The organism is Coleofasciculus sp. A1-SPW-01 (genome assembly GCF_040217205.1).
GTDB classification, from domain to species: Bacteria; Cyanobacteriota; Cyanobacteriia; order Cyanobacteriales; family Coleofasciculaceae; genus Coleofasciculus; species Coleofasciculus chthonoplastes_A.
Window position 1 is genome coordinate 47,739 of record NZ_JAVJNP010000090.1, and the last position, 19,488, is coordinate 67,226.

Here is a 19,488-nt window from a genome sequence, read left to right on the forward strand (position 1 = left end):
TTCTGCTCCTCAATTCTGCGCCAAGGAAACTTAGGGTACACTCTAAAAGTCGTGTTTCTAGATTCGTAACTACATCCACCCGCCTGATTAAATTTCTTACTCTAACGTTATGCGCTCTACCCTAAAGACGCCAACATCGTCTCACGCTTGGCAGGATTTGCCCTTGGCTCAAGCGCCAGACTCTCTGCAACTGGATAATATTAAAACCCAGTTAGATTTAATCTTGCTGGCGCTGGAAGCCTTGGCGGGGATTGGTTCTGAAGCCATGCTGCAAGCGGCGGCTGACTTGAATTTAGAGTCAGTGGTGTCCGATCGCGTCGGGTTATGGCGTCTGCGTCAGTCTAACCCCCAGCGTAAAAGTTCCGGGGGGCGCAAAAAGTTGGATGTGGAAGAAGCGCGATCGCTGGTTTTGATTATTTGCCATTTAGCTAAACAGCATCAGGAACTCATCCGTCGGGCTGTAACCCTATTAGAACAAATGACCGAACAAAATAGTGAGCCCCATCGTACTGCTTTGTTAGGCGATTATCTGGATACATTTATTAACACCTATCAGGAACGGATGGAGCAAGGAGACGAGGTATCCATGGATGTACTCAATCAACTGGCATTCAAATTACTCATTGATTTACTCTTCTACAGTGATTCTCATGGTCATCGGCGTCTCTGGTTAGCCTTATTGGGTTCAGCGTCTGCGTAGGGGCGGGTTTAGGGACTAATATTTATCGCTCTCCTTAGCTTGGCTGCAAAACCCGCCCTTTCTTTAATGGCAAGAATTATTTGACAAATGACCAATTACTATGCCCTTATCTAGCTCAGTTCTACGCCGCTATACGCCACCCACCTGCACTCTGGAAATCGTGGCAAAAACGTCACCCCTGTCGCGTTGGGTGGGGAAGTCTGTTGTTAAAGACTTACGGTTTGAATTACATTTTGATGATCCGCGACAGCCTGACGAAAAGCTAGTGACGATAAAAGGCGATCGCACAGAACTGGATGTCTTATATGAGGCAGTAAGTCACTACGTCCAAAACTTCCTCAACACCTCTCCCCAACCCTTATCCTGGACTAATCTAACCTCTTCTGTACAACCTGATAATCCAAGTGAATTTGAATCTAATATCCCAGAACCCGCCTCTCCTATTTCATTAGTTACCTCTGATCAACCCCAAGACAATCAAGAGTCGAAGCTACCATCCACAAAATTACAACCTTTAAAACAGTGGGCAATTCCATTAGGTATTACGCTACAACCCAAAGGGTTAGTCACCCATGAATTAATTCTGGGTCAACTCGCAAACGAAGACTCTGGATCAGTTGTTTACTTAAGTGTCCTCCAACTGTTCGACTTAGCCACCGCTTTAGATGATTATGTCGCAGAAATTTTAGCCTTACCCAATCTGAATCGCGCTGGTAAAGCCAAAGTTTTACCCCTGTGGACAAAAGCCGCCGCCGCCGTTGTGTTAGCCGTAGGAGTAACGACGGCGGGTGTGAGATGGTTCAATCAATCCCAATTAACTCAGGAAACCGCAAGCCTCAGTTCAGCCTCAGATTCAGCCGAAGAAGTTCCCTCCAACCTGGCTCAAGAACTGCCCACACCAACACCATCCCCCTTACCTTCGCCACCTTCGCCAATTCCGACGCCAACGGTACCACCCTCGTTAGCCAACGCGCCCACAGTACCTCCCCCCAAACCCGTTAAACCCCCAGCACCATCAACTCGGAGTTCGTCACCCGCACCCGCACCCCAGCGCCCTCCGGCTCAACCTGCGCCAAGTACACCAGCCTCTCCGTCAACTTCACTCCCTACCCAGCCTAGTCGCCCTCCAGCGCCGCCTCCTAGCACTACCCAAGGTTCATCTCGTCCTCAAGCGCAAACAACACCCCCACCTCTACCCATATTTCCTCCTCTCGATGTCACTCCGGCTACACCTGAACGCCCAGAATCGACAAATCGTCTGCCCGTTATCACCCGTCGTCCTTCTCCCTCAACAGATACAGAGCCAAACACGTTGGGTAATAATGATGCAGCCACAGGTAGACTCTTTGATACGATTCCCCAAGTCGCACAGGCGAGAAACTATCTGCAACAGCGATGGCAACCGCCAGAGGACTTGACAAAAGTGCTAGAGTATCAGCTATTTATTGCGCCAGATGGTTCCATTGAACGGATTATTCCTCTGGGACAAGCCTCACAAGTTCACATTGAAAAAACTGGTATTCCGTTAGTAGGTAAACCCTTTGTTTCACCCATTCAAGGAGACAAGAATCCCACAATTCGGGTTGTCCTGAATCCGGATGGTCAAGTTGAGACATTTTTGGAGGAGATGCAATGAAAGAATGGATTGGGGGAAAACCAACTTTACCCCCACCGGAAGAATCGCGATCGCCCATCAAGGCGTATACTATTGGGAATTGGGAAGTGGAAGACCCTAAACCGGAGAATTCCCTGATTCCCATTGCCCACTACCTAAACTACAATGCGCGTTTTACTCCTCTATCCCCAGTTTCCCAAATCCTTCTGGTCTTTTGACAAAGCCATCGAACTGGTTGGACGCAAGGTAACTCTGCCACCCTTGGGTATGATTACAGTGGCAGCGATCTTGCCTCAGACGTGGGAATTTCGTTTGGTAGACCGGAATGCAAGGTTAGAAACTCAAGCCGATTGGGATTGGGCAGATTTAGTCATTGTCTCCGGGATGATTGTGCAGAAACCTGATTTGCTGCACATCATTCGTGAAGCCAAGCGGCGCGGGAAGACAGTTGCAGCCGGAGGTCCCTATTTTACCTCTGTACCCGAGACAGCATTACAAGCGGGGGTCGATTTTCTAATTTTGGATGAGGGAGAAATTACCTTACCCAAATTTGTCGAAGCGCTAGAACGAGGAGAAACCTCTGGTGTACTCCGTTCTGATGGAGAAAAGCCGGATGTCACCAATACCCCGATTCCTCGCTATGACTTACTGAATTTAAGTGACTACAGTGATATGTCGGTACAGTTTTCTAGAGGCTGTCCGTTTCAGTGTGAGTTTTGTGACATTATTGTCCTGTATGGGCGCAAGCCGCGCACGAAAAGCCCAGAACAACTACTCGCCGAATTACAACGACTCTATGACTTGGGGTGGCGGCGTTCGATTTTCCTAGTGGATGATAATTTTATTGGCAATAAGCGGAACGTCAAGCTATTACTGCGAGAAATGGGTCCCTGGATGGCGGAACGCGGCTATCCGTTCCGCTTAAGCACAGAAGCTTCCGTCGATTTGGCACAGGATCAGGAATTGCTGAATCTGATGATAGCGGCTAACTTTACGGGTGTGTTTTTGGGAATTGAAACACCGGATACGGAGAGTTTATCCCTGACTCAAAAATTCCAGAATACTCGCAACTCCCTGATGGAAGCCGTACAAACAATAAATAAGACTGGACTGCGGGTGATGGCAGGCTTTATTATTGGCTTTGATGGGGAAAAACCCGGAGCAGGCGATCGCATCATCGAGTTTGTAGAAGCCACAGCCATTCCTCAAGCTATGGTGAGTATGCTTCAGGCTCTGCCCAATACAGCTTTATGGCATCGACTCAAGCGAGAGGAGCGTCTGTTAGAAGAAGATAAGGAAGCCAATATTCACCAAGGAACCCTAATTAATTTTATCCCCACTCGTCCTGTAGAAGAACTCGCTCGCGAATATGTCAGTTGTTTCTGGGAATTGTACGAACCGCACCGCTATTTGGGGCGAGTGCATCGCCATTTCCTCCAGATGCAACCCACGCCGCATAAACGTAAATTTAAGATACCAGACTGGATGACTCTGCGGGCGCTATTAATTATTATGTGGCGACAGGGAGTCAAGCGTTACACTCGGTTCCAGTTTTGGCGTCAATTATTCTCGATTTTGCGGAAAAATCCCCGCATTTTTGAGCGTTATATCGTCAATTGCGCTCATCTAGAACATTTTCTGGAGTACCGTCAAATTGTTCGGGATAATATTGAAGCACAATTAGCGGAGTATTTAGCCGAAAAAGCCAAGCTTTCTGCTGAAGTGAAACAAAAAGAATTAGTCAGCTAGATTAATTACTGGCGTGGTATAGCTAAAATTGTAGATTAGATTTGGCGATTGAATCGGGCGCACGTCTGTCATTGGTGTCAACTAAACCCCTCACCCCCAGCCCCTCTCCCATGCGGGGGAGAGGGGAGCAACTGATGTCCTAAAGTATCCCCGTAATTCTATACATGAAAATTTGCTTACCCGTACATAGTGCAAATGGTATCAGTTCAACCCAGCTTAGGTGAAATTGAACACCTAGACTCTAAATTATTAAAACACTTCGATGGCAAGTTAATTGTCGATGATCAGCTTAATCGTTCATTGGTTAGTTATCAAGCCAATAAAACTCGCGCCATATATCGTTGGTACAAATATAAAGAAGCGTTTTCTGCTGCTTTAGTGGACTATCTATTGCAGCGTTATGGGATTACTAACAGTACAATATTAGATCCATTCGCTGGGAGTGGTACAGCCCTATTTGTCGCGAGTGAAATAGGCATCAATGCCCAAGGCATTGAATTACTGCCGATTGGTCAGGAAATCATTACAATTCGGAAACTATTAGCCTCAGAAATTACCACTGATGATATCGCTATTTTAACCCATTGGTCAACGACACGACCTTGGGAAAACGTTAAGAATATTTGTTCTCTTCCCGAACTACGAATTACTAAAGGAGCTTATCCCGAAGCAACTCGAAACGCGATTGAACAATACATGAGCGCATGGCAAGGTGAGAATAAACGAGTTCAGGCTATTTTACGCTTTGCCTTACTTTGTATTTTAGAATCCGTGAGTTACACGCGCAAGGATGGTCAATATTTGCGCTGGGATTATCGCTCAAACCGAAAAGCCGGAAAGAAGGTTTTTAATAAAGGAAAAATTCTCAGTTTTGCTGAAGCAATTTGCAGTAAACTTGATCAAATTGTGGCTGACTTGCAGCCTCAACATGAACAGCTTGAACTTTTTTCGGTAGAACAGAAACGAGGTGAGATTAAGCTTGATAAGGGTTCGTGTCTAGATTTAATGCCAACCTTACCGGATAGTTCCTACCATGCCATTGTCACATCACCGCCCTATTGTAATCGCTATGATTATACCAGAACCTATGCCTTAGAATTAGCATTGTTGGGAATCAATCAGCAAGAATTAGTCAACTTAAGGCAACAAATGCTAAGTTGTACTGTGGAAAATCGCCCCAAAGATTTACTTCAGATAAACCCTCACTGGAAATCCGCGATCGCGGCGGCGGATCAACAGGAATTATTACAAGCTATCCTGAACTATTTAGATAACCAGAAAGCCCAAGGGATTTTAAATAACAAAGGAATTCCGCGTATGGTTCGCGGTTACTTCTATGAAATGGCTTGTACAATCGCTGAATGTGCGCGAGTGTTGCAATCCAATGCTCCCTTGATCATGGTAAATGATAATGTTCGTTATGCTGGAGCGAGTATTTCCGTAGATCTTATTCTTTCAGACTTAGCCGAAAAATTGGGCTTTTTTGTGGAAACTATCCTCGTGTTACCCAATGGTAAAGGTAATAGTAGTCAACAAATGGGCGCTCATGGGCGAGAACCGTTGCGGAAATGTATTTATGTGTGGAGAAAACGCTGATGACAACGGATAAGCCCTATTATCAGCATTTGAATGCCAGTAATGATTTAGTGACTCCTTATGCAGCAGTAAGAGCCGGTTTTGTCGCTTTAGCTTTAGAGAAGAATAGACGTGCTACACCGTTTGTTGAGCAAGCAAGAGTTTTAAAAGCGGCTGCATCTAGAATCAAAACCCCTATGGAATTGGTTGATCTTGAGGACATACAACCAGCCCTATTAACAGCAGCAGGGGTTTCGGATAAAGCAGCGAGATATCTAGATATTCACGATAAAATAGCAGCGATTCGGGGATTGATTGAAAATTTTCTTGAGCCAGCAGGCGCAAAGTTCATTGAAGAATTAGTCTTTCGATTTCTGCTCATACGAGGAGATACCCTAGGCGGTTCAATGCGAAATGTTGGTGGAGTCTTAGCACAACGTAAGTTAACACGAATGCTGCTATCTACTTTGACAGTTGCAGGTAAATCTTATCAATGGCTGCATTCAAGCATGAATCGGTGGGCGTCAATGACTGATGAAGACTCAGATATTGAATTGCACTTAAAAGGACTAAGCTGGAAAAGTAATGAGCAAAACAGCTCGTTCAACACTACAGCGCATCAATCAAGCATTTATGACTCATGGACTAAAACCGCATACCTTCTTTTGAAATCTGAGAAAAAAACCCAACTCATAAAAGATTTTGTTGGGTAACGCTTACACTCTACCCAACCTACTATTCCCAACTTAATCCAGTAGACGGATTGCCAGATAGCGAAACTCCTGCAATGATTAAATTATTTCTTATATTAAATACAGTATCCTTCAGTTGAGGGATTAGAGTACCACTGACCTGACTCCTAGACTAACCTCTGTTCCAAGCCTATCGGTATAAACTATGTTCTCCTTAACTCAAAACAGCTCACGACAACGCGAAATTCTAGAAGTCGTCTTCCGCAATGGTTGGGAGTACATGCGAAGACTGCTGACGGGTAGCAAGGCTGACAAACCACAATTGCCTCCCCCAGAGGTGCTGCGTAACGTGCTAACAGAATTGGGACCGGTTTATGTGAAGCTGGGACAGTTGCTGAGTACTCGTCCCGATTTGTTACCCGCCGATTACATTAATGCTCTCTCGGAACTCCAAGCTAGAGTACCCCCTGTGGCGTGGAGTGAGGTTGAAGTGTTGCTGCGAAAACAACTACGACAACCCTTAGAAGAAACCTTTGCCAAAATTGATCCCAGAGCCGTTGCTGCTGGTTCTATTGCCCAAACCCATCGAGCTACCTTAAAAAATGGTCAGGAGGTAGCGCTGAAAGTTCAGCGTCCAGGAATTGATAAGGTTGTTCCTCAGGATATCGCGATAATTAAAAGTTTAGCCGATTTAGTCTCGCGCACCGATTTTGGACAAGACTATGATGTGGTGGCTTTGGCGGAGGAGTTTGCCAACGCCCTGGAAGCCGAACTCGATTTTACCAAAGAAGCCAGCTATACTGACCAATTACGGCGCAATCTTTCCAGAAGTCGCTGGTTTGACCCAACGCAAATCATGGTTCCCGCTATTTATTGGGAATTGACGACGGAGAAACTGATGGTGATGGAATGGTTAGAGGGTAAACCCATTCTCGAAGCCCAGTTTCCGGTAGAGCAAAATGGCGCGGATAGCAAAACTGAGAAGGAACAGCGCAAAGCAATTACTACGCTGTTATTTCGTGCTTTTTTTCAGCAACTCTATGTGGATGGTTTTTTCCATGCTGATCCTCATCCGGGCAACTTATTCTACCTCCAGGATGGTCGCGTGGCGCTTTTGGACTGCGGAATGGTTGGGCGTTTAGACCCACGTACCCAACAAATTTTAACCGAAATGTTACTCGCGATCGTGGATTTAGATGCTCAACGCTGCGCCCAGTTAACGCTGCAACTATCTGAGTCAGGTCAACCCGTTATCTTATCACGGTTGGAAAATGACTACGATCGCATGTTGAGAAAATACTACAACCTCAGCATCTCACAAATCAACTTCAGTGAGATCTTTTATGAAATCTTGGAACTTGCCCGAAATAACCGAGTCCGCTTACCCAGCAATATGGGATTATACTCCAAGTGTCTCGCCAACCTAGAAGGGGTGGCTCGTACTTTTAATCCAGAGGTGAATCTCCTCGACGAAATCAAACCCCTGATGACCGATTTATTTCGGCGTCAGCTTTTGGGTTCAAATCCCTTGCAAACCTTTCTCAGAACCGCTCTGGATATTAAAAGTCTCTCGCTTCAATCTCCCCGCCAGATGGAGTTACTGCTTGACCGAATAACGTCAGAAACTTTAAAGTGGAATATTACAATTCGAGATATTGACCCTCTGCGCCGCAGTCTTGATGATTCAGCCAATCGGCTTTCATTTAGTATTTTGGTGGGTTCTTTGATTATGGGCGCAGCGATTATCTCGACAGGAGCGCGAACGAGTCAGCTTTCGCTAATAAGTAATATCCTGTTCGGTGTTGCCAGTTTTTTAGGGTTGTGGTTAATTGTCAGCATCCTCAAGTCAGGACGATTGAAGTGAACAGTTAACAGTTAACAGTCAACAGGGAATAGACAAAGAGTAATAAGCTATAGAAAATTTCTCCCCCTGCTCCCCCTGCTCCTGATAACTGATCACTGATCACTGATCACTGATCAGTGATCACTGATCACTGATCACTGATCACTGATAACTCCCCCAGCTTCCCTTAATCCCCCGCCTCCGAAGAGGGTTGAAGTTTCAAGGCTTGTTGGAGTTGGGCAAGTTCATCGCGATGGGCGATAACAGTAACTAAGCTTTGCATATCCGTTTGTGGATTCGGCAAAGGTTCAACTTTTAGGAACACCTGTTCATCGCGTCCCGCACCTTTCCAGTAAAAAATGCCAGCCACAGGAGCCAGAAAAACTAACCCAAGGAAAACCTGGGATAGGTCTGGGTAGAGTACAGAGAGAACTAATGATAGACAAAGAATACCGCAGGCAGCAAGTGCCGTTAAAAAGATAGCTAGAAACCAACTGGGTCGGACAAAACCCTGAAATGTCACTTGACCCGTAGCTGGGTCAACAGCAGCTACCCGGTATGCCCTTTGATCAAAATAGTTCTGCAATCGTTCTAGCAGAGAAGATTCAGGTTCTTGGGCAATGAGTTGAACTTTTTGAGTTCGGTCTTTAACCGAAGCACGGATGAAAAAGAACAAACCTGCTGCTAACAATAGAGTCAGCAGGAATGTGGAAGACAGAATGGGTGTACTCACAGATATTGACCAACAACAGATATTCTTAGCTAACCACCTTAGGAACTAGCTGTTTAATTATGTACCTATGCAGTGTGGCTGAAATCAATACAGCTTCCCTTACTGGTACTTTATTTTTTCTGCCATTCATACTAAGGTGAACCAATGATGATTCAACCGTTGAGCCATAAAAGGATCAACAGCTATCTCTGTCATTGACAATGATAACTCCTAAACGCCAGAAACCCAATCCATGACGGCAGAAGCAGACCATCAGTTTTCCCGACAAACCCGTGTTTGCACCGGACTTGAGTTGGTTTGGGTGGTCACTGATGGTGTAATTCTGCCGAAATGTGCTATATTGCTTGTTTCTCCTGAGTAATATACCTACGCCAAAACCCTGCTAGTTCGCGGGCTTTATCCCGCCAATCGCTAGAGATCTGATACATACGACGGGGGCGTCCTCGTCCTTCCACTTTTTTCCAATACCCAGTAATTGCCCCAGCTTCTTCCAGAAACTTGAGGGCACTGTAAAGAACTGTATCAGACAGTCGATAGGTTGGGTATTCGTGTTCGAGTTGTTGGATCAAGTGAGTGCCATAGGATTCCCCTTCTATGAGGACAGACAACACATAACATACGGCTAATTCCTTGTTGAGATAGTTGGGAGGAGGGTCTTGAAAAAACTGATAGATATCCTCAAATTTCATCTGCATAGTCCGCTGAATATCCCAGTAAGTCAGATTTGCATGGGATAGTTTTCCTAAAACTAACCATGGTTTCAACACCCTGAAAAAGTTCGGTGCAATGTATCGATCAGCAATGAGCAATCTCGGCTTGCTCATTCCTCTGGTACTTTATAACCTCAAAGTATTGAGGTCGTCTAATGCACTCGTTAGTTTGGTTACGGCAGATGCAACAGCACTGAATAATCTCCATCAATTTTAGCTAAGTCATGGAGTATTTTTCCAAAAACATCGAGGCTTCCAAGTCCAGATCCAGGGAAAATCGTCCCCTTAGTGTGCAACCTGAGTGCGTGATCGCATTGCTAGTATTAATAATTTCTACTAGCTTATTGAGCAATAGTCCGCAATATTTTGTTTTCAATTCCTTAACGTTTTCCCTAAGGGGGTTTCAGACCGTCTATTGGTCACGACTTGGAGATGCTACCCTATTTCCGGAGGGGTCTGGAAAACGTTAGTTAAACACCCAGTTCTGGATTCGTCTGCCAAACTTCTTTAATAATCTTACCTGTTTGATCGAAGTCAGCCTGGTAAGACATTGACCAAACCACCATCAGTCCCTGATCAGATTTGGCGGTGATCTGAATTTGAGCTTTAACCGTGCGATCGCGTCGTTGTTGCTCCAGTACCTGAAAGTCTTTGATATCATACTGGCGGAAAAAGTCCTGCCAAGCTGAGTAGATGGAGAACCCCTGATAGGTCTCATTCACATCAGGTACATTGTAGGAGCGCTTAAGAACGGCATGATCACTGTAGCCATAGATTAACAGATCAGGATTAGCTGTTGCGATCGCCTGCCAGTGTTGTTGAGCTGCAGATAGGGGATTCGTGCTGACCTGATTTTTGTACAACGACAAACTCCAGACTAAAGCGATGGCATAGATAGCGTAGGATAAACGTTGTTTCCAATTCGGTTCCATACGCTTCCTCCATGAGCTAACGTGACGATCAGGTTCCCACCGTAGGGCTAAAGCTTGGCTTTGGCTTTATACCTGACCTAACAGACGCACAATCCCCATTAAAAGTTCACTGAGGAATAAGCTAAAGATTATCAAACATAAATGATAAATTATGAAAATTTATAATGAGTGGCAAAGATTCGTCGGAGTTAGCGTTTGGCTTGCACAAACAACAGTTTTCTAGTTCTCCTGGTTAAATATGAAATAGGTGTCACTCACGGATTCGAGTCCCAATGCGAGAATTGCCCGATACGTCCTCACTACCCACCCCCCTCCAGCGCATCGCCTTGGTGCTGCGTACCTTTGGCAGAATTGCTTTGTGGATACAATTAGTCCTCGGAGTTGTGTCGCTGGGGATCTTGCTCACCGGAATCGCGGGTCGTACCATTGGACCGACAGACGAGAAACAAGGTGTTGGGTTTGGCATATTTTTAGCTATTTGTGGGTTAGTCACGTTAGGTGTGGGTGTCTACATCGCATGGCGCTATACTCGCATTTCCCAACAGTTACTCGTTGGCAATACAGAAACACGACCCAGCAAAGCCGATACCCTTAAAACCATTAGGCTAGGATTAATCGTCAATATGGCGGGCATGTTATTGACGATTGTGGGTGCCCAAGCCATCATCGGCAGCATTGTGATCCGCTCGATTTCCCAACCCTCTGGTTTGACAGTGTATGACGCCAATCGATTCGTGCGACCCTTAGACTTATTCTTGGTACAGGCGAATATCAACACCATTACGGCTCATTTTGCGGGTATCGCTATTGCCATTTGGCTGTTCAATCGGATTAATCGGTGATTTGTCATTCGTCATTCGTCATTCGTCATTCGTCAATTTGTCCTTTTTGCCCAGTATCCATAAAAATCTGTGCTTGACCTAAAGCAAATCCGAGAAAATCCACAAAGCGTCCAAAAACGCCTAGAAAAACGCGGGGCGGGTCAGTATGACCTCCAGCCCATTTTGGACTTGAATCAGCGCCAACGGGAACTAGAGACATCCCGTAGTCGCCTGCAAGCCCGTAGTAATGAGATTGGTAAACTCATCGGTCAAAAAATTAAAGCCGGGAGTCCCCCTGACGCGCCAGAAACCCAACAACTGCGAGAGGAAGGTAATCAGGTTAAAACCCAAATTAGTGAACTAGAACCTCAAGAAAAAGAACTTAAAGCAGAAATTGAGGCGCTATTACTCTCCCTACCCAATCTACCCAGTCCCTCAACTCCCGTTGGTCAGAGTGAAGCGGAAAATGTCGAGGTGCGCCGTTGGGGTGACGAGTATATTCCCCAGAATGACAAGATTTTACCCCATTGGGAAATTGGCGAAACCCTCGGTATTCTCAATTTTGAGCGGGCTGTGAAAGTGGCACAAAGCCGTTTTGTCAGTCTAATCGGTGTCGGTGCTGCCTTAGAGCGGGCGTTGATTAGTTTTATGCTAGATCGACAAATTGCCGCAGGCTATGTGGAAGTGATCCCACCGATACTGATTAACAGCCGCTCATTAACGGCGACGGGTCAACTGCCCAAATTTGCCGAAGAAAGCTTCAAGTGTGATAGCGATGATCTATGGCTTTCGCCCACAGCGGAAGTCCCCTTAACTAATCTTTACCGTGACGAAATTCTAGACGCCTCCCAACTCCCTATTTATCACTGCGCCTATACACCCTGCTTTCGCCGAGAAGCTGGTAGCTACGGGCGAGATACTAAAGGACTGATTCGACTGCACCAGTTTAATAAAGTTGAACTGGTTAAAATTGTTCATCCGAGTACCTCGGAAGCTGAACATGAAAAACTGGTAGAAAATGCTGCTGCCATTTTAGAGGCGTTAAAACTTCCTTACCGTGTTATTGAACTCTGTACGGGGGATCTAGGATTCTCTGCCACAAAATGCTATGACTTAGAAGTGTGGCTTCCTTCTTCTGGAAAATACCGTGAAATTTCGAGTTGTTCCAATTGCGGTGATTTCCAAGCGCGACGCGGTAGTCTACGCTTTAAGGAAGCGGGCAAAAAAGGAACTCAGTTTGTCCATACCTTGAATGGCTCTGGATTAGCCGTTGGGCGCACCCTATCGGCAATTTTAGAGAATTATCAGCAACCTAACGGTACAGTAAAAATACCAGAGGTTCTACATTCCTATATGGGACGTGAGGTGTTGTAACATTCATTCTAAGTTGAATGGCACTCTCTGGCTTGGCATTAGGGAATCACCGAAACCTTTGATATATCGTAGGGTGGGCATTGCCCACCAGTCTAGCAGAAGCGTGCCATTCATCCTCAGTTGCCCTGTGGTGGGCAAGAAAACAAAGCCTAATATAAGGCTTTCAAGGTTTATAGCTCTTGCCCACCCTACGTAAAATTATCAGTGCGATCGCCTGTGACAGTTGCGGAACTCCTGACTCCCATCGATTTCGATTACGCTTACTGGCAAATGCTCGAAACCCACTGTGTCTGACCAAGTATTCACAGCTACAACGTACAATAGAAAGGACGCAAGCAATCGTTATATTACTTCTTATGTCAATTTTGGCGGCGATCGCAGTCTTGGCGGTTTTGATTGTGGTGCATGAGCTGGGTCACTTTATGGCAGCTCGTTTGCAGGGCATTTATGCAAATCGCTTTTCCCTGGGTTTTGGTCCAGTGCTGTGGAAATACCAAGGACCTGATACGGAATATGCGATCCGCGCTTTCCCCTTGGGCGGATTTGTGGGTTTCCCCGATGATGACCCCGATAGCGATATCCCTCCAGATGACCCAAATTTACTTCGCAATCGACCTGTTTTAGACCGAGCGATTGTAATTAGTGCTGGGGTAATTGCCAACCTGATTTTTGCTTACTTTCTACTGGTGGTGCAGGTGGGAACAGTGGGAATTACTGACTTCAATTACCAGCCGGGAGTACAGGTTCCAGAAATTGCCGCAGAAAGTAGCTTAGTCGCGAAAGAAGCCGGGATTAAACCCGGTGATGTTATCTTAGCGGTTGAGGATCAACCCTTGGGCGCCAGTCGGAATGCGATCCTTACCCTAATGACCGAAATTCAAAACTCTCCCAACCAACCCCTAGAACTGTCGATTAAGCGGGGTGAACGAACCTTGTCCCTGGACGTGACGCCAGAAGCCGGAGACGATGGCAAAGGTAGAATTGGCGTACAACTGGCACCCAATGGTGAAATAGTCCGCAATTACGCTGATGGACTTGTCGAGATGTTTACGATTGCGGCTGACGAATATCAGCGCCTGAGTACGGAAATTGCCAAGGGTTTTGGTCAACTGATTAGCAATTTTGGTGAAACGGCTGAACAAGTATCCGGTCCGGTAGCGATTGTGGCAATTGGCGCGAATATTGCCCGTTCTGATGCGGGAAATCTGTTTCAGTTTGCGGCGTTGATTAGCATCAATTTGGCGATTATTAATATCTTGCCCTTACCCGCACTGGATGGGGGTCAACTGGCATTTTTAGCGATCGAGGGAATTCGCGGAAAACCTATCCCTACAGAAGTTCAGCAAAATATCATGCAAACGGGATTGGTTTTACTTTTAGGGTTAGGACTTTTCTTGATTGTGCGGGATACGGCAAATTTAGTTCCCTCAAGTTGGGTGCAAAATTTGTTCCAATGAAATAGTTTTGAGTTTTGAGTGTGTAGGGGCGGGTTTAACTACTATCGTTTTTTACCTCACCCAGATGTAACTAAACCCGCCCTGACTAAGTTTTAAGTTTAGAGAGATAGCTACGTCTAAATTTTGCATGAGCATCACCCGTAAATGGTCTGCTAAACAGCAACGGGCATTGGAGATTTTGATTCGCCTGAAGCGACTTTATCCAGATGCTCACTGTACGCTCAACTATGACACTCCTGTACAGTTACTGGTGGCGACGATTCTCTCAGCCCAATGTACGGATGAACGAGTGAATCAGGTGACACCGGAGTTGTTTCGCCAATTTCCTAATGCTAGAGCGATCGCGCAGGCGGATATTGAGGTGCTAGAAGCCTTGGTGCGTCCAACTGGATTCTATCGCAATAAGGCGAAAAATATTCAAGGGGCTTGTCGGATGATCGTCGCCGAGTTTGGCGGTCAGATTCCGAGACGTATTGAACTGCTGATCAAGTTACCCGGTGTAGCTCGCAAAACTGCCAATGTTGTGCTAGCCAATGCCTTTGATATCCACGAGGGAGTGACGGTGGATACTCATGTCAAGCGCTTGACTCAGCGTCTGGGTTTGACGGAACATAGTGACCCCATTCGTATCGAACGTGATTTAATGCGACTGTTGCCTATGGAAGACTGGGAAAACTGGTCAATTCGCTTAATTTATCATGGTCGGGCAATTTGTCAGGCGAAGAAGCCGAAGTGCGACGCTTGCTTACTGGCTGATTTATGTCCCAGTGCTAGGATTGAGGGATGATGGGGAGCAATGTAGAGACGTAGCATGCTACGTCTGGGAGCAGGGGGAGTGATTTCCTAATCAATAAATGACGAATGACAAAGGACGAATGACAAAGGACGAATGACAAAGGACGAATGACAAAGATAAGATAGGAAACAGTGTCTTTATTTAGGGAAACGCCAAAGACTCATGGCTAAAAAAGGAATGATTGAGCGCGAGAAAAAGCGCAAGAAGCTGGTTGAGAAGTATGCGGCTAAGCGAGCAGCACTGAAAGAACAGTTTGATAATGCGTCCTCTCCGGCTGAAAAACTAGAGATTCACCGGAAGATCCAACAGCTACCCCGCAGTAGTGCGCCAAATCGGGTACGGAATCGCTGTTGGGTAACCGGGCGTCCCCGAGGCTACTATCGGGATTTTGGTCTATCTCGCCATGTGCTGCGGGAATGGGCGCATAAAGGATTACTACCAGGAGTAGTCAAGTCGAGTTGGTAGATTTGGGTCATTGGTCAATCGTTCTTAAGGAAAGACAAAGGACAAACGACCAATGACTGATGACTAATTCCCACAGCAACGGTCAATACCCAGACTGTCGAGGAGCAAATCGCTAACCGCGTTGGCGATCGCGAATTCACTATAGAAGCTTTCTCGGAAGTCGAAAGCCTGCATTTCGGTGACAATGGCAATGACCAAAGAACCGACATCGTTTTCGCCTTCTAAGCGTTGGCGGACAAAGATTTGGGAGGCGCGATCGGCAATGTCCTGATTTGCTGGTTCTGGTAGAAATTCATGATCCAGCCAATACACCAAAGCGTCTCGCAACCATTTTCCTTCCTGCTGGGCATTTTCAGCAGGGGGAAGGGTAACTGGGGGAATGGGTTCAGCCATAAAATGTCAAACGTTAGCTGTCTACAATACATACTGTTTAAAATTTGTCAACCTCAAAAGTTGAGGTCGTGTGAGCAGCATAATTGAGAAATTAATCTTTGATTTAATCAGGGAGATGTCACTTTTAAGCATAGCGAAATTATGTCTGATCAGGAAAATTTTAAAATAGTGTTTAGCGATTCGAGAATAGGGACTCTCAACCGAGTTCTAGTGCTATGGAGTTAAATATTCCGACAATAATTCAAGGATATGCTCAAGGCTATTTTTTGATGGCGGATGAAACCGGATCACTAGGGTGGTACTCTAGTCGCCAGCGAGCAATCATTCCCTTAGATGAGCGGTTTCGCTATCCTAAATCTCTACAACGGGTTCTCAATCAGAAGCGGTTTAGCACGGCAATTAACCGAGACTTTAAAGGAGTTGTGGCAGGTTGTGCCAATCGGGAAAGCACCTGGATTTCTCCAGAACTCCAGGAAATTTATTGGTTACTTTATCAGGAAGGTTGGGCGTATAGCTTTGAAACGTGGCAAGGAAATGAACTAGCGGGTGGGATTTTAGGGATTGTGATTGGCGGCGCGTTTATTGGCGAATCCATGTTTTATCGGATTCCCGAAGGCTCGAAGGTGGCGTTAGTCACATTAGTCGAGCGGTTGCGATCGCGCGGCTTTTTGTTATTTGATGTACAAATGATGAATCCTCACTTGGCTCGCTTTGGCGCTGGTACGATAGAGGAGCAAAAGTATCAGGTGCTACTACGACAGGCGTTGCGACGGCGATGTTATTTTGATCGGATTCCGGTATAAAGAGGCAACAGCCAGGGATTGAGGGTTTTTACAAGTCTTATAGCAACCGCCATGGCTGTTAGGACACCTAATTTATGTAGAGACGCGCCATGGCGCGTCTCTACAATGGTGCTTAACCGGATTGAGTGGTTAACAACTCCGCAGGTAAGCGCTTGAATGTTAGCCGTTCGTTCTCCACATCCACAAAGATGGTATCGCCATCACTAAACTCACCCCGCAGCATAGCTTTAGCCAACTGGGTTTCTAATTCTCGCTGAATCGCCCGCTTCAGAGGACGGGCGCCAAAGACTGGATCATATCCCACTTCGGCTAAGTAATCGATCGCCTCTTCCGATAGCTTCAGCGACATTTGCCGTTCGGCTAACCGTGTCTCCAGTAGCTGAGTTTGTAGGGACACGATATGGCGTAACTGGTGTTTTTGCAGGGCGTGGAAGATAATTACTTCATCAATCCGGTTCAAGAACTCTGGACGGAAGCTCGTCCGCATCACATCCATGACTCGTCCCCGCATTTCGTCATAATGGGTGTCATCGCCAGCTAAGTCGAGAATGTACTGTGACCCAATATTACTGGTCATGATAATCACGGTATTCTTGAAGTCTACCGTATGCCCTTGAGCATCAGTAACCCGACCATCATCGAGGATTTGCAGCATGATATTGAATACATCATTATGTGCCTTCTCGATTTCGTCGAAGAGAATCACCGCATAGGGGCGTCGCCGAATCGATTCGGTTAACTGTCCCCCTTCTTCATAACCAATATAGCCGGGAGGTGCACCAATGAGGCGAGAAACGGCGTGTTTTTCCATGTATTCCGACATATCAATTCGCACCAAGGCGTCTTCGGTGTCGAAGAGATAGGCGGCGAGGGCTTTTGCCAATTCAGTTTTCCCCACACCCGTGGGACCGAGGAAAATGAAGCTAGCGGTGGGACGATTGGGGTCAGCTAATCCTGCACGCGATCGCTGAATCGCATCGGCGACAGCGGTAACGGCTTCTTCTTGTCCGACGACTCGTTGATGCAGTTCGTCTTCGAGTTGTAGGAGTTTCTCTTTCTCGGATTCTACCAGTTTGCTGATCGGAATTCCCGTCCACTTGGAGATAATTTCCGCAATATCGGACTCAGTGACTTCTTCCCGCAACAGAGACTTACCACTGGTTTGGGTGTCATTTAGCTGTTGTTCAGAGGCTTGTAAGGATCGCTGTAACTCAGCGAGTTTCCCGTATTTGAGTTCAGCCGCCCGATTCAGATTGTATTCCCGTTCGGCTTGGCTGATTTCTACATTCACCCGGTCAATTTCTTCTTTAATCCCTTGAATCCGATCCAGAACGTCTTTTTCCGATTGCCATTGAGCGTTTAAAGTGCGTTGTGCTTCTTTGAGGTTTGCCAGTTCTTGTTCTAGGCGTTCTAAGCGTTCCATGGAGGCGGGATCACTGTCTTTTTGCAGGGACAGTTTCTCCATTTCCAGTTGCAGGATTTTGCGATCGATTTCATCGAGTTCTTCCGGTTTGGAGGTAATCTCCATTTTCAGTCGGGCGGCGGATTCATCGACTAAATCAATAGCTTTATCGGGGAGGAAGCGATCGCTAATATACCGGGTGGAGAGGGTAGCGGCGGCGACTAAGGCGCTATCGGAGATTTTAACGCCGTGGTGAACTTCGTAGCGTTCTTTTAACCCTCTGAGGATGGAGATGGTATCCACGACACTGGGTTGATCGACGAAGACTTGTTGAAAACGCCGTTCTAATGCCGCATCTTTTTCCAAATATTTGCGATACTCATCTAAGGTTGTCGCACCAATACAGCGTAACTCGCCTCTAGCTAGCATGGGTTTGAGTAAATTCCCCGCATCCATCGATCCTTGTGTCGCCCCTGCACCGACAACGGTATGGATTTCATCAATGAACATGATGATTTGTCCTTTGGAGTCGGTAACTTCTTTGAGAACCGCTTTTAATCGTTCTTCAAATTCGCCTCGGAACTTCGCCCCAGCGATTAACGCCCCCATATCCAAGGCGATTAATTTCCGATCCTTAAGGGATTGGGGTACATCGCCAGCGACAATTCGCTGTGCTAATCCTTCTGCGATCGCGGTTTTACCCACTCCGGGTTCCCCAATCAAAACGGGGTTATTTTTGGTGCGACGGGAGAGAATTTGTACCGTGCGGCGAATCTCATCATCTCGCCCAATCACCGGGTCAAGTTTGCCCTCTCTAGCGGCTTCGGTTAAATCCCGTCCATATTTGTCTAGGGCTTCGTATTTGCCTTCTGGGTTTTGATCAGTCACAGTTTGGTTCCCCCGAATTTGGGTAATCGTAGTTCTCAGCGTTTGTTCGTCTAGTTTAAATTCCTGAAATAGGCTTTTGCCAAAGCGATCGTCTTTGACATAGGCTAACATCAGGTGTTCGACGGAGATGTAGTCATCGTTAAATTCTTTGCGGTAGCCATCAGCCCGATCTAATAAGGTATCCAGGCTACGCCCCATATAAATAGAGGAACTACTCCCAGACACCTTGGGTTGACGCTGGATAAAGGCATCTGTGGCTTCCCGGATTCGCTGCACGGGGATTTGGGCTTTATTGAGAATGCTGATCGCCAGCCCCTCTTGTTCCAGCAGCGCTTTCATCAAATGTTCGCTTTCAATTTGTTGTTGCTGGGCGGCTTTAACCACATCTGGGGTATGGGCGAGGGCTTCCCAGGCTTTTTCGGTAAACAGATTGGGATTATTGGGTTGCATCGTTAGGGGTTAATGTAGAGAATTTGTTTAACTGACTTTATTGTAAAAAGTGGGTGGGGGTGGCTGGATCGGTGTTCACGGCTTTTTTAC

Annotated in this window: 17 protein-coding genes and 1 pseudogene; 13 read left to right on the plus strand and 5 right to left on the minus strand. The window is 46.3% G+C overall.

What is annotated here, in order from left to right; translation table 11 throughout:
- Positions 1–109: 109 nt before the first annotated feature.
- The 7 genes and pseudogenes from RH949_RS13695 to RH949_RS13725 all read left to right on the plus strand — a co-directional run bounded on the left by RH949_RS13695 (position 110) and on the right by RH949_RS13725 (position 8,195).
- Positions 110–700, plus strand: coding sequence for a DUF3038 domain-containing protein (locus RH949_RS13695; protein ID WP_446353805.1), 591 nt, complete (start codon positions 110–112; stop codon positions 698–700).
- A 100-nt stretch (positions 701–800) separates the two neighbouring features.
- Positions 801–2,336 (plus strand): DUF4335 domain-containing protein, encoded by a 1,536-nt coding sequence (locus RH949_RS13700; RefSeq protein WP_446353807.1) that lies wholly within the window; start codon positions 801–803, stop codon positions 2,334–2,336.
- Positions 2,333–2,533: a hypothetical protein gene (locus tag RH949_RS13705; RefSeq protein WP_446353809.1), complete on the plus strand. Its 201-nt coding sequence runs from the start codon at positions 2,333–2,335 to the stop codon at positions 2,531–2,533. Before RH949_RS13700 ends, RH949_RS13705 begins: the two co-directional genes overlap by 4 nt.
- Complete coding sequence (locus RH949_RS13710; protein ID WP_446353811.1) at positions 2,481–4,064, plus strand: B12-binding domain-containing radical SAM protein; 1,584 nt, start codon at positions 2,481–2,483, stop codon at positions 4,062–4,064. Before RH949_RS13705 ends, RH949_RS13710 begins: the two co-directional genes overlap by 53 nt.
- Positions 4,065–4,259: 195 nt before the next feature.
- Positions 4,260–5,660 (plus strand): DNA methyltransferase, encoded by a 1,401-nt coding sequence (locus RH949_RS13715; RefSeq protein ID WP_006101338.1) that lies wholly within the window; start codon positions 4,260–4,262, stop codon positions 5,658–5,660.
- Positions 5,660–6,226: pseudogene (locus tag RH949_RS13720) on the plus strand (AvaI/BsoBI family type II restriction endonuclease); the annotation flags it as partial. The gene RH949_RS13715 and the pseudogene RH949_RS13720, both read left to right, overlap by 1 nt.
- Positions 6,227–6,536: 310 nt before the next feature.
- Positions 6,537–8,195, plus strand: coding sequence for an ABC1 kinase family protein (locus tag RH949_RS13725; RefSeq protein WP_446353813.1), 1,659 nt, complete (start codon positions 6,537–6,539; stop codon positions 8,193–8,195).
- Positions 8,196–8,361: 166 nt separating this feature from the next.
- Here RH949_RS13725 and RH949_RS13730 read toward each other — a convergent pair whose 3' ends face one another.
- The 3 genes from RH949_RS13730 to RH949_RS13740 all read right to left on the minus strand — a co-directional run bounded on the left by RH949_RS13730 (position 8,362) and on the right by RH949_RS13740 (position 10,549).
- Entirely contained in the window at positions 8,362–8,907 is a 546-nt protein-coding gene (locus RH949_RS13730; protein WP_446353815.1) for a cofactor assembly of complex C subunit B, read from the minus strand.
- A 335-nt stretch (positions 8,908–9,242) separates the two neighbouring features.
- Positions 9,243–9,596 carry a PadR family transcriptional regulator gene (locus tag RH949_RS13735; RefSeq protein ID WP_044207592.1) on the minus strand — a complete coding sequence of 118 codons (354 nt, stop codon included), beginning with the start codon at positions 9,594–9,596 and terminating at the stop codon, positions 9,243–9,245.
- 491 nt (positions 9,597–10,087) lie between these two features.
- Positions 10,088–10,549 (minus strand): hypothetical protein, encoded by a 462-nt coding sequence (locus RH949_RS13740; protein ID WP_006101567.1) that lies wholly within the window; start codon positions 10,547–10,549, stop codon positions 10,088–10,090.
- A 272-nt stretch (positions 10,550–10,821) separates the two neighbouring features.
- On the opposite strand from RH949_RS13740, the gene RH949_RS13745 reads away from it, so the two are divergent.
- The 5 genes from RH949_RS13745 to rpsN all read left to right on the plus strand — a co-directional run bounded on the left by RH949_RS13745 (position 10,822) and on the right by rpsN (position 15,462).
- Positions 10,822–11,391 carry a DUF3611 family protein gene (locus RH949_RS13745; protein ID WP_006101463.1) on the plus strand — a complete coding sequence of 190 codons (570 nt, stop codon included), beginning with the start codon at positions 10,822–10,824 and terminating at the stop codon, positions 11,389–11,391.
- 69 nt (positions 11,392–11,460) lie between these two features.
- Positions 11,461–12,744, plus strand: a complete 1,284-nt coding sequence (serS, locus tag RH949_RS13750) for a serine--tRNA ligase (RefSeq protein WP_006101575.1) — start codon at positions 11,461–11,463, stop codon at positions 12,742–12,744.
- A gap of 356 nt (positions 12,745–13,100) precedes the next feature.
- Positions 13,101–14,201, plus strand: a complete 1,101-nt coding sequence (rseP, locus tag RH949_RS13755) for an RIP metalloprotease RseP (RefSeq protein WP_446353948.1) — start codon at positions 13,101–13,103, stop codon at positions 14,199–14,201.
- A gap of 127 nt (positions 14,202–14,328) precedes the next feature.
- Positions 14,329–14,988, plus strand: coding sequence for an endonuclease III (gene nth, locus RH949_RS13760; protein WP_006101512.1), 660 nt, complete (start codon positions 14,329–14,331; stop codon positions 14,986–14,988).
- A gap of 171 nt (positions 14,989–15,159) precedes the next feature.
- Positions 15,160–15,462, plus strand: a complete 303-nt coding sequence (rpsN, locus tag RH949_RS13765; RefSeq protein ID WP_006101458.1) for a 30S ribosomal protein S14 — start codon at positions 15,160–15,162, stop codon at positions 15,460–15,462.
- A 63-nt stretch (positions 15,463–15,525) separates the two neighbouring features.
- On the opposite strand, the gene RH949_RS13770 is transcribed toward rpsN, so the two are convergent.
- Positions 15,526–15,855 (minus strand): hypothetical protein, encoded by a 330-nt coding sequence (locus RH949_RS13770; RefSeq protein ID WP_006101347.1) that lies wholly within the window; start codon positions 15,853–15,855, stop codon positions 15,526–15,528.
- A gap of 215 nt (positions 15,856–16,070) precedes the next feature.
- Here RH949_RS13770 and aat point away from each other — a divergent pair, with 215 nt between their 5' ends.
- Positions 16,071–16,658 carry a leucyl/phenylalanyl-tRNA--protein transferase gene (gene aat, locus RH949_RS13775; RefSeq protein ID WP_006101361.1) on the plus strand — a complete coding sequence of 196 codons (588 nt, stop codon included), beginning with the start codon at positions 16,071–16,073 and terminating at the stop codon, positions 16,656–16,658.
- A 112-nt stretch (positions 16,659–16,770) separates the two neighbouring features.
- On the opposite strand, the gene clpB is transcribed toward aat, so the two are convergent.
- A complete protein-coding gene (gene clpB / locus RH949_RS13780; RefSeq protein WP_446353819.1) occupies positions 16,771–19,398 on the minus strand; it encodes an ATP-dependent chaperone ClpB in 2,628 nt (875 codons plus the stop codon).
- Positions 19,399–19,488: the final 90 nt, after the last annotated feature.

What these genes read in the sequence shown, in the direction of transcription:
- RH949_RS13695 (WP_446353805.1), top strand. Translation starts at nt 110, where the DNA reads ATGCGCTCTACCCTAAAGACGCCAACATCGTCTCACGCTTGGCAGGAT.
- RH949_RS13700 (WP_446353807.1), top strand. Translation starts at nt 801, where the DNA reads ATGCCCTTATCTAGCTCAGTTCTACGCCGCTATACGCCACCCACCTGC.
- RH949_RS13705 (WP_446353809.1), top strand. Translation starts at nt 2,333, where the DNA reads ATGAAAGAATGGATTGGGGGAAAACCAACTTTACCCCCACCGGAAGAA.
- RH949_RS13710 (WP_446353811.1), top strand. Translation starts at nt 2,481, where the DNA reads ATGCGCGTTTTACTCCTCTATCCCCAGTTTCCCAAATCCTTCTGGTCT.
- RH949_RS13715 (WP_006101338.1), top strand. Translation starts at nt 4,260, where the DNA reads ATGGTATCAGTTCAACCCAGCTTAGGTGAAATTGAACACCTAGACTCT.
- RH949_RS13725 (WP_446353813.1), top strand. Translation starts at nt 6,537, where the DNA reads ATGTTCTCCTTAACTCAAAACAGCTCACGACAACGCGAAATTCTAGAA.
- RH949_RS13735 (WP_044207592.1), bottom strand. Translation starts at nt 9,596, where the DNA reads ATGAAATTTGAGGATATCTATCAGTTTTTTCAAGACCCTCCTCCCAAC.
- RH949_RS13740 (WP_006101567.1), bottom strand. Translation starts at nt 10,549, where the DNA reads ATGGAACCGAATTGGAAACAACGTTTATCCTACGCTATCTATGCCATC.
- RH949_RS13745 (WP_006101463.1), top strand. Translation starts at nt 10,822, where the DNA reads ATGCGAGAATTGCCCGATACGTCCTCACTACCCACCCCCCTCCAGCGC.
- rseP (WP_446353948.1), top strand. Translation starts at nt 13,101, where the DNA reads ATGTCAATTTTGGCGGCGATCGCAGTCTTGGCGGTTTTGATTGTGGTG.
- nth (WP_006101512.1), top strand. Translation starts at nt 14,329, where the DNA reads ATGAGCATCACCCGTAAATGGTCTGCTAAACAGCAACGGGCATTGGAG.
- rpsN (WP_006101458.1), top strand. Translation starts at nt 15,160, where the DNA reads ATGGCTAAAAAAGGAATGATTGAGCGCGAGAAAAAGCGCAAGAAGCTG.
- RH949_RS13770 (WP_006101347.1), bottom strand. Translation starts at nt 15,855, where the DNA reads ATGGCTGAACCCATTCCCCCAGTTACCCTTCCCCCTGCTGAAAATGCC.
- aat (WP_006101361.1), top strand. Translation starts at nt 16,071, where the DNA reads ATGGAGTTAAATATTCCGACAATAATTCAAGGATATGCTCAAGGCTAT.
- clpB (WP_446353819.1), bottom strand. Translation starts at nt 19,398, where the DNA reads ATGCAACCCAATAATCCCAATCTGTTTACCGAAAAAGCCTGGGAAGCC.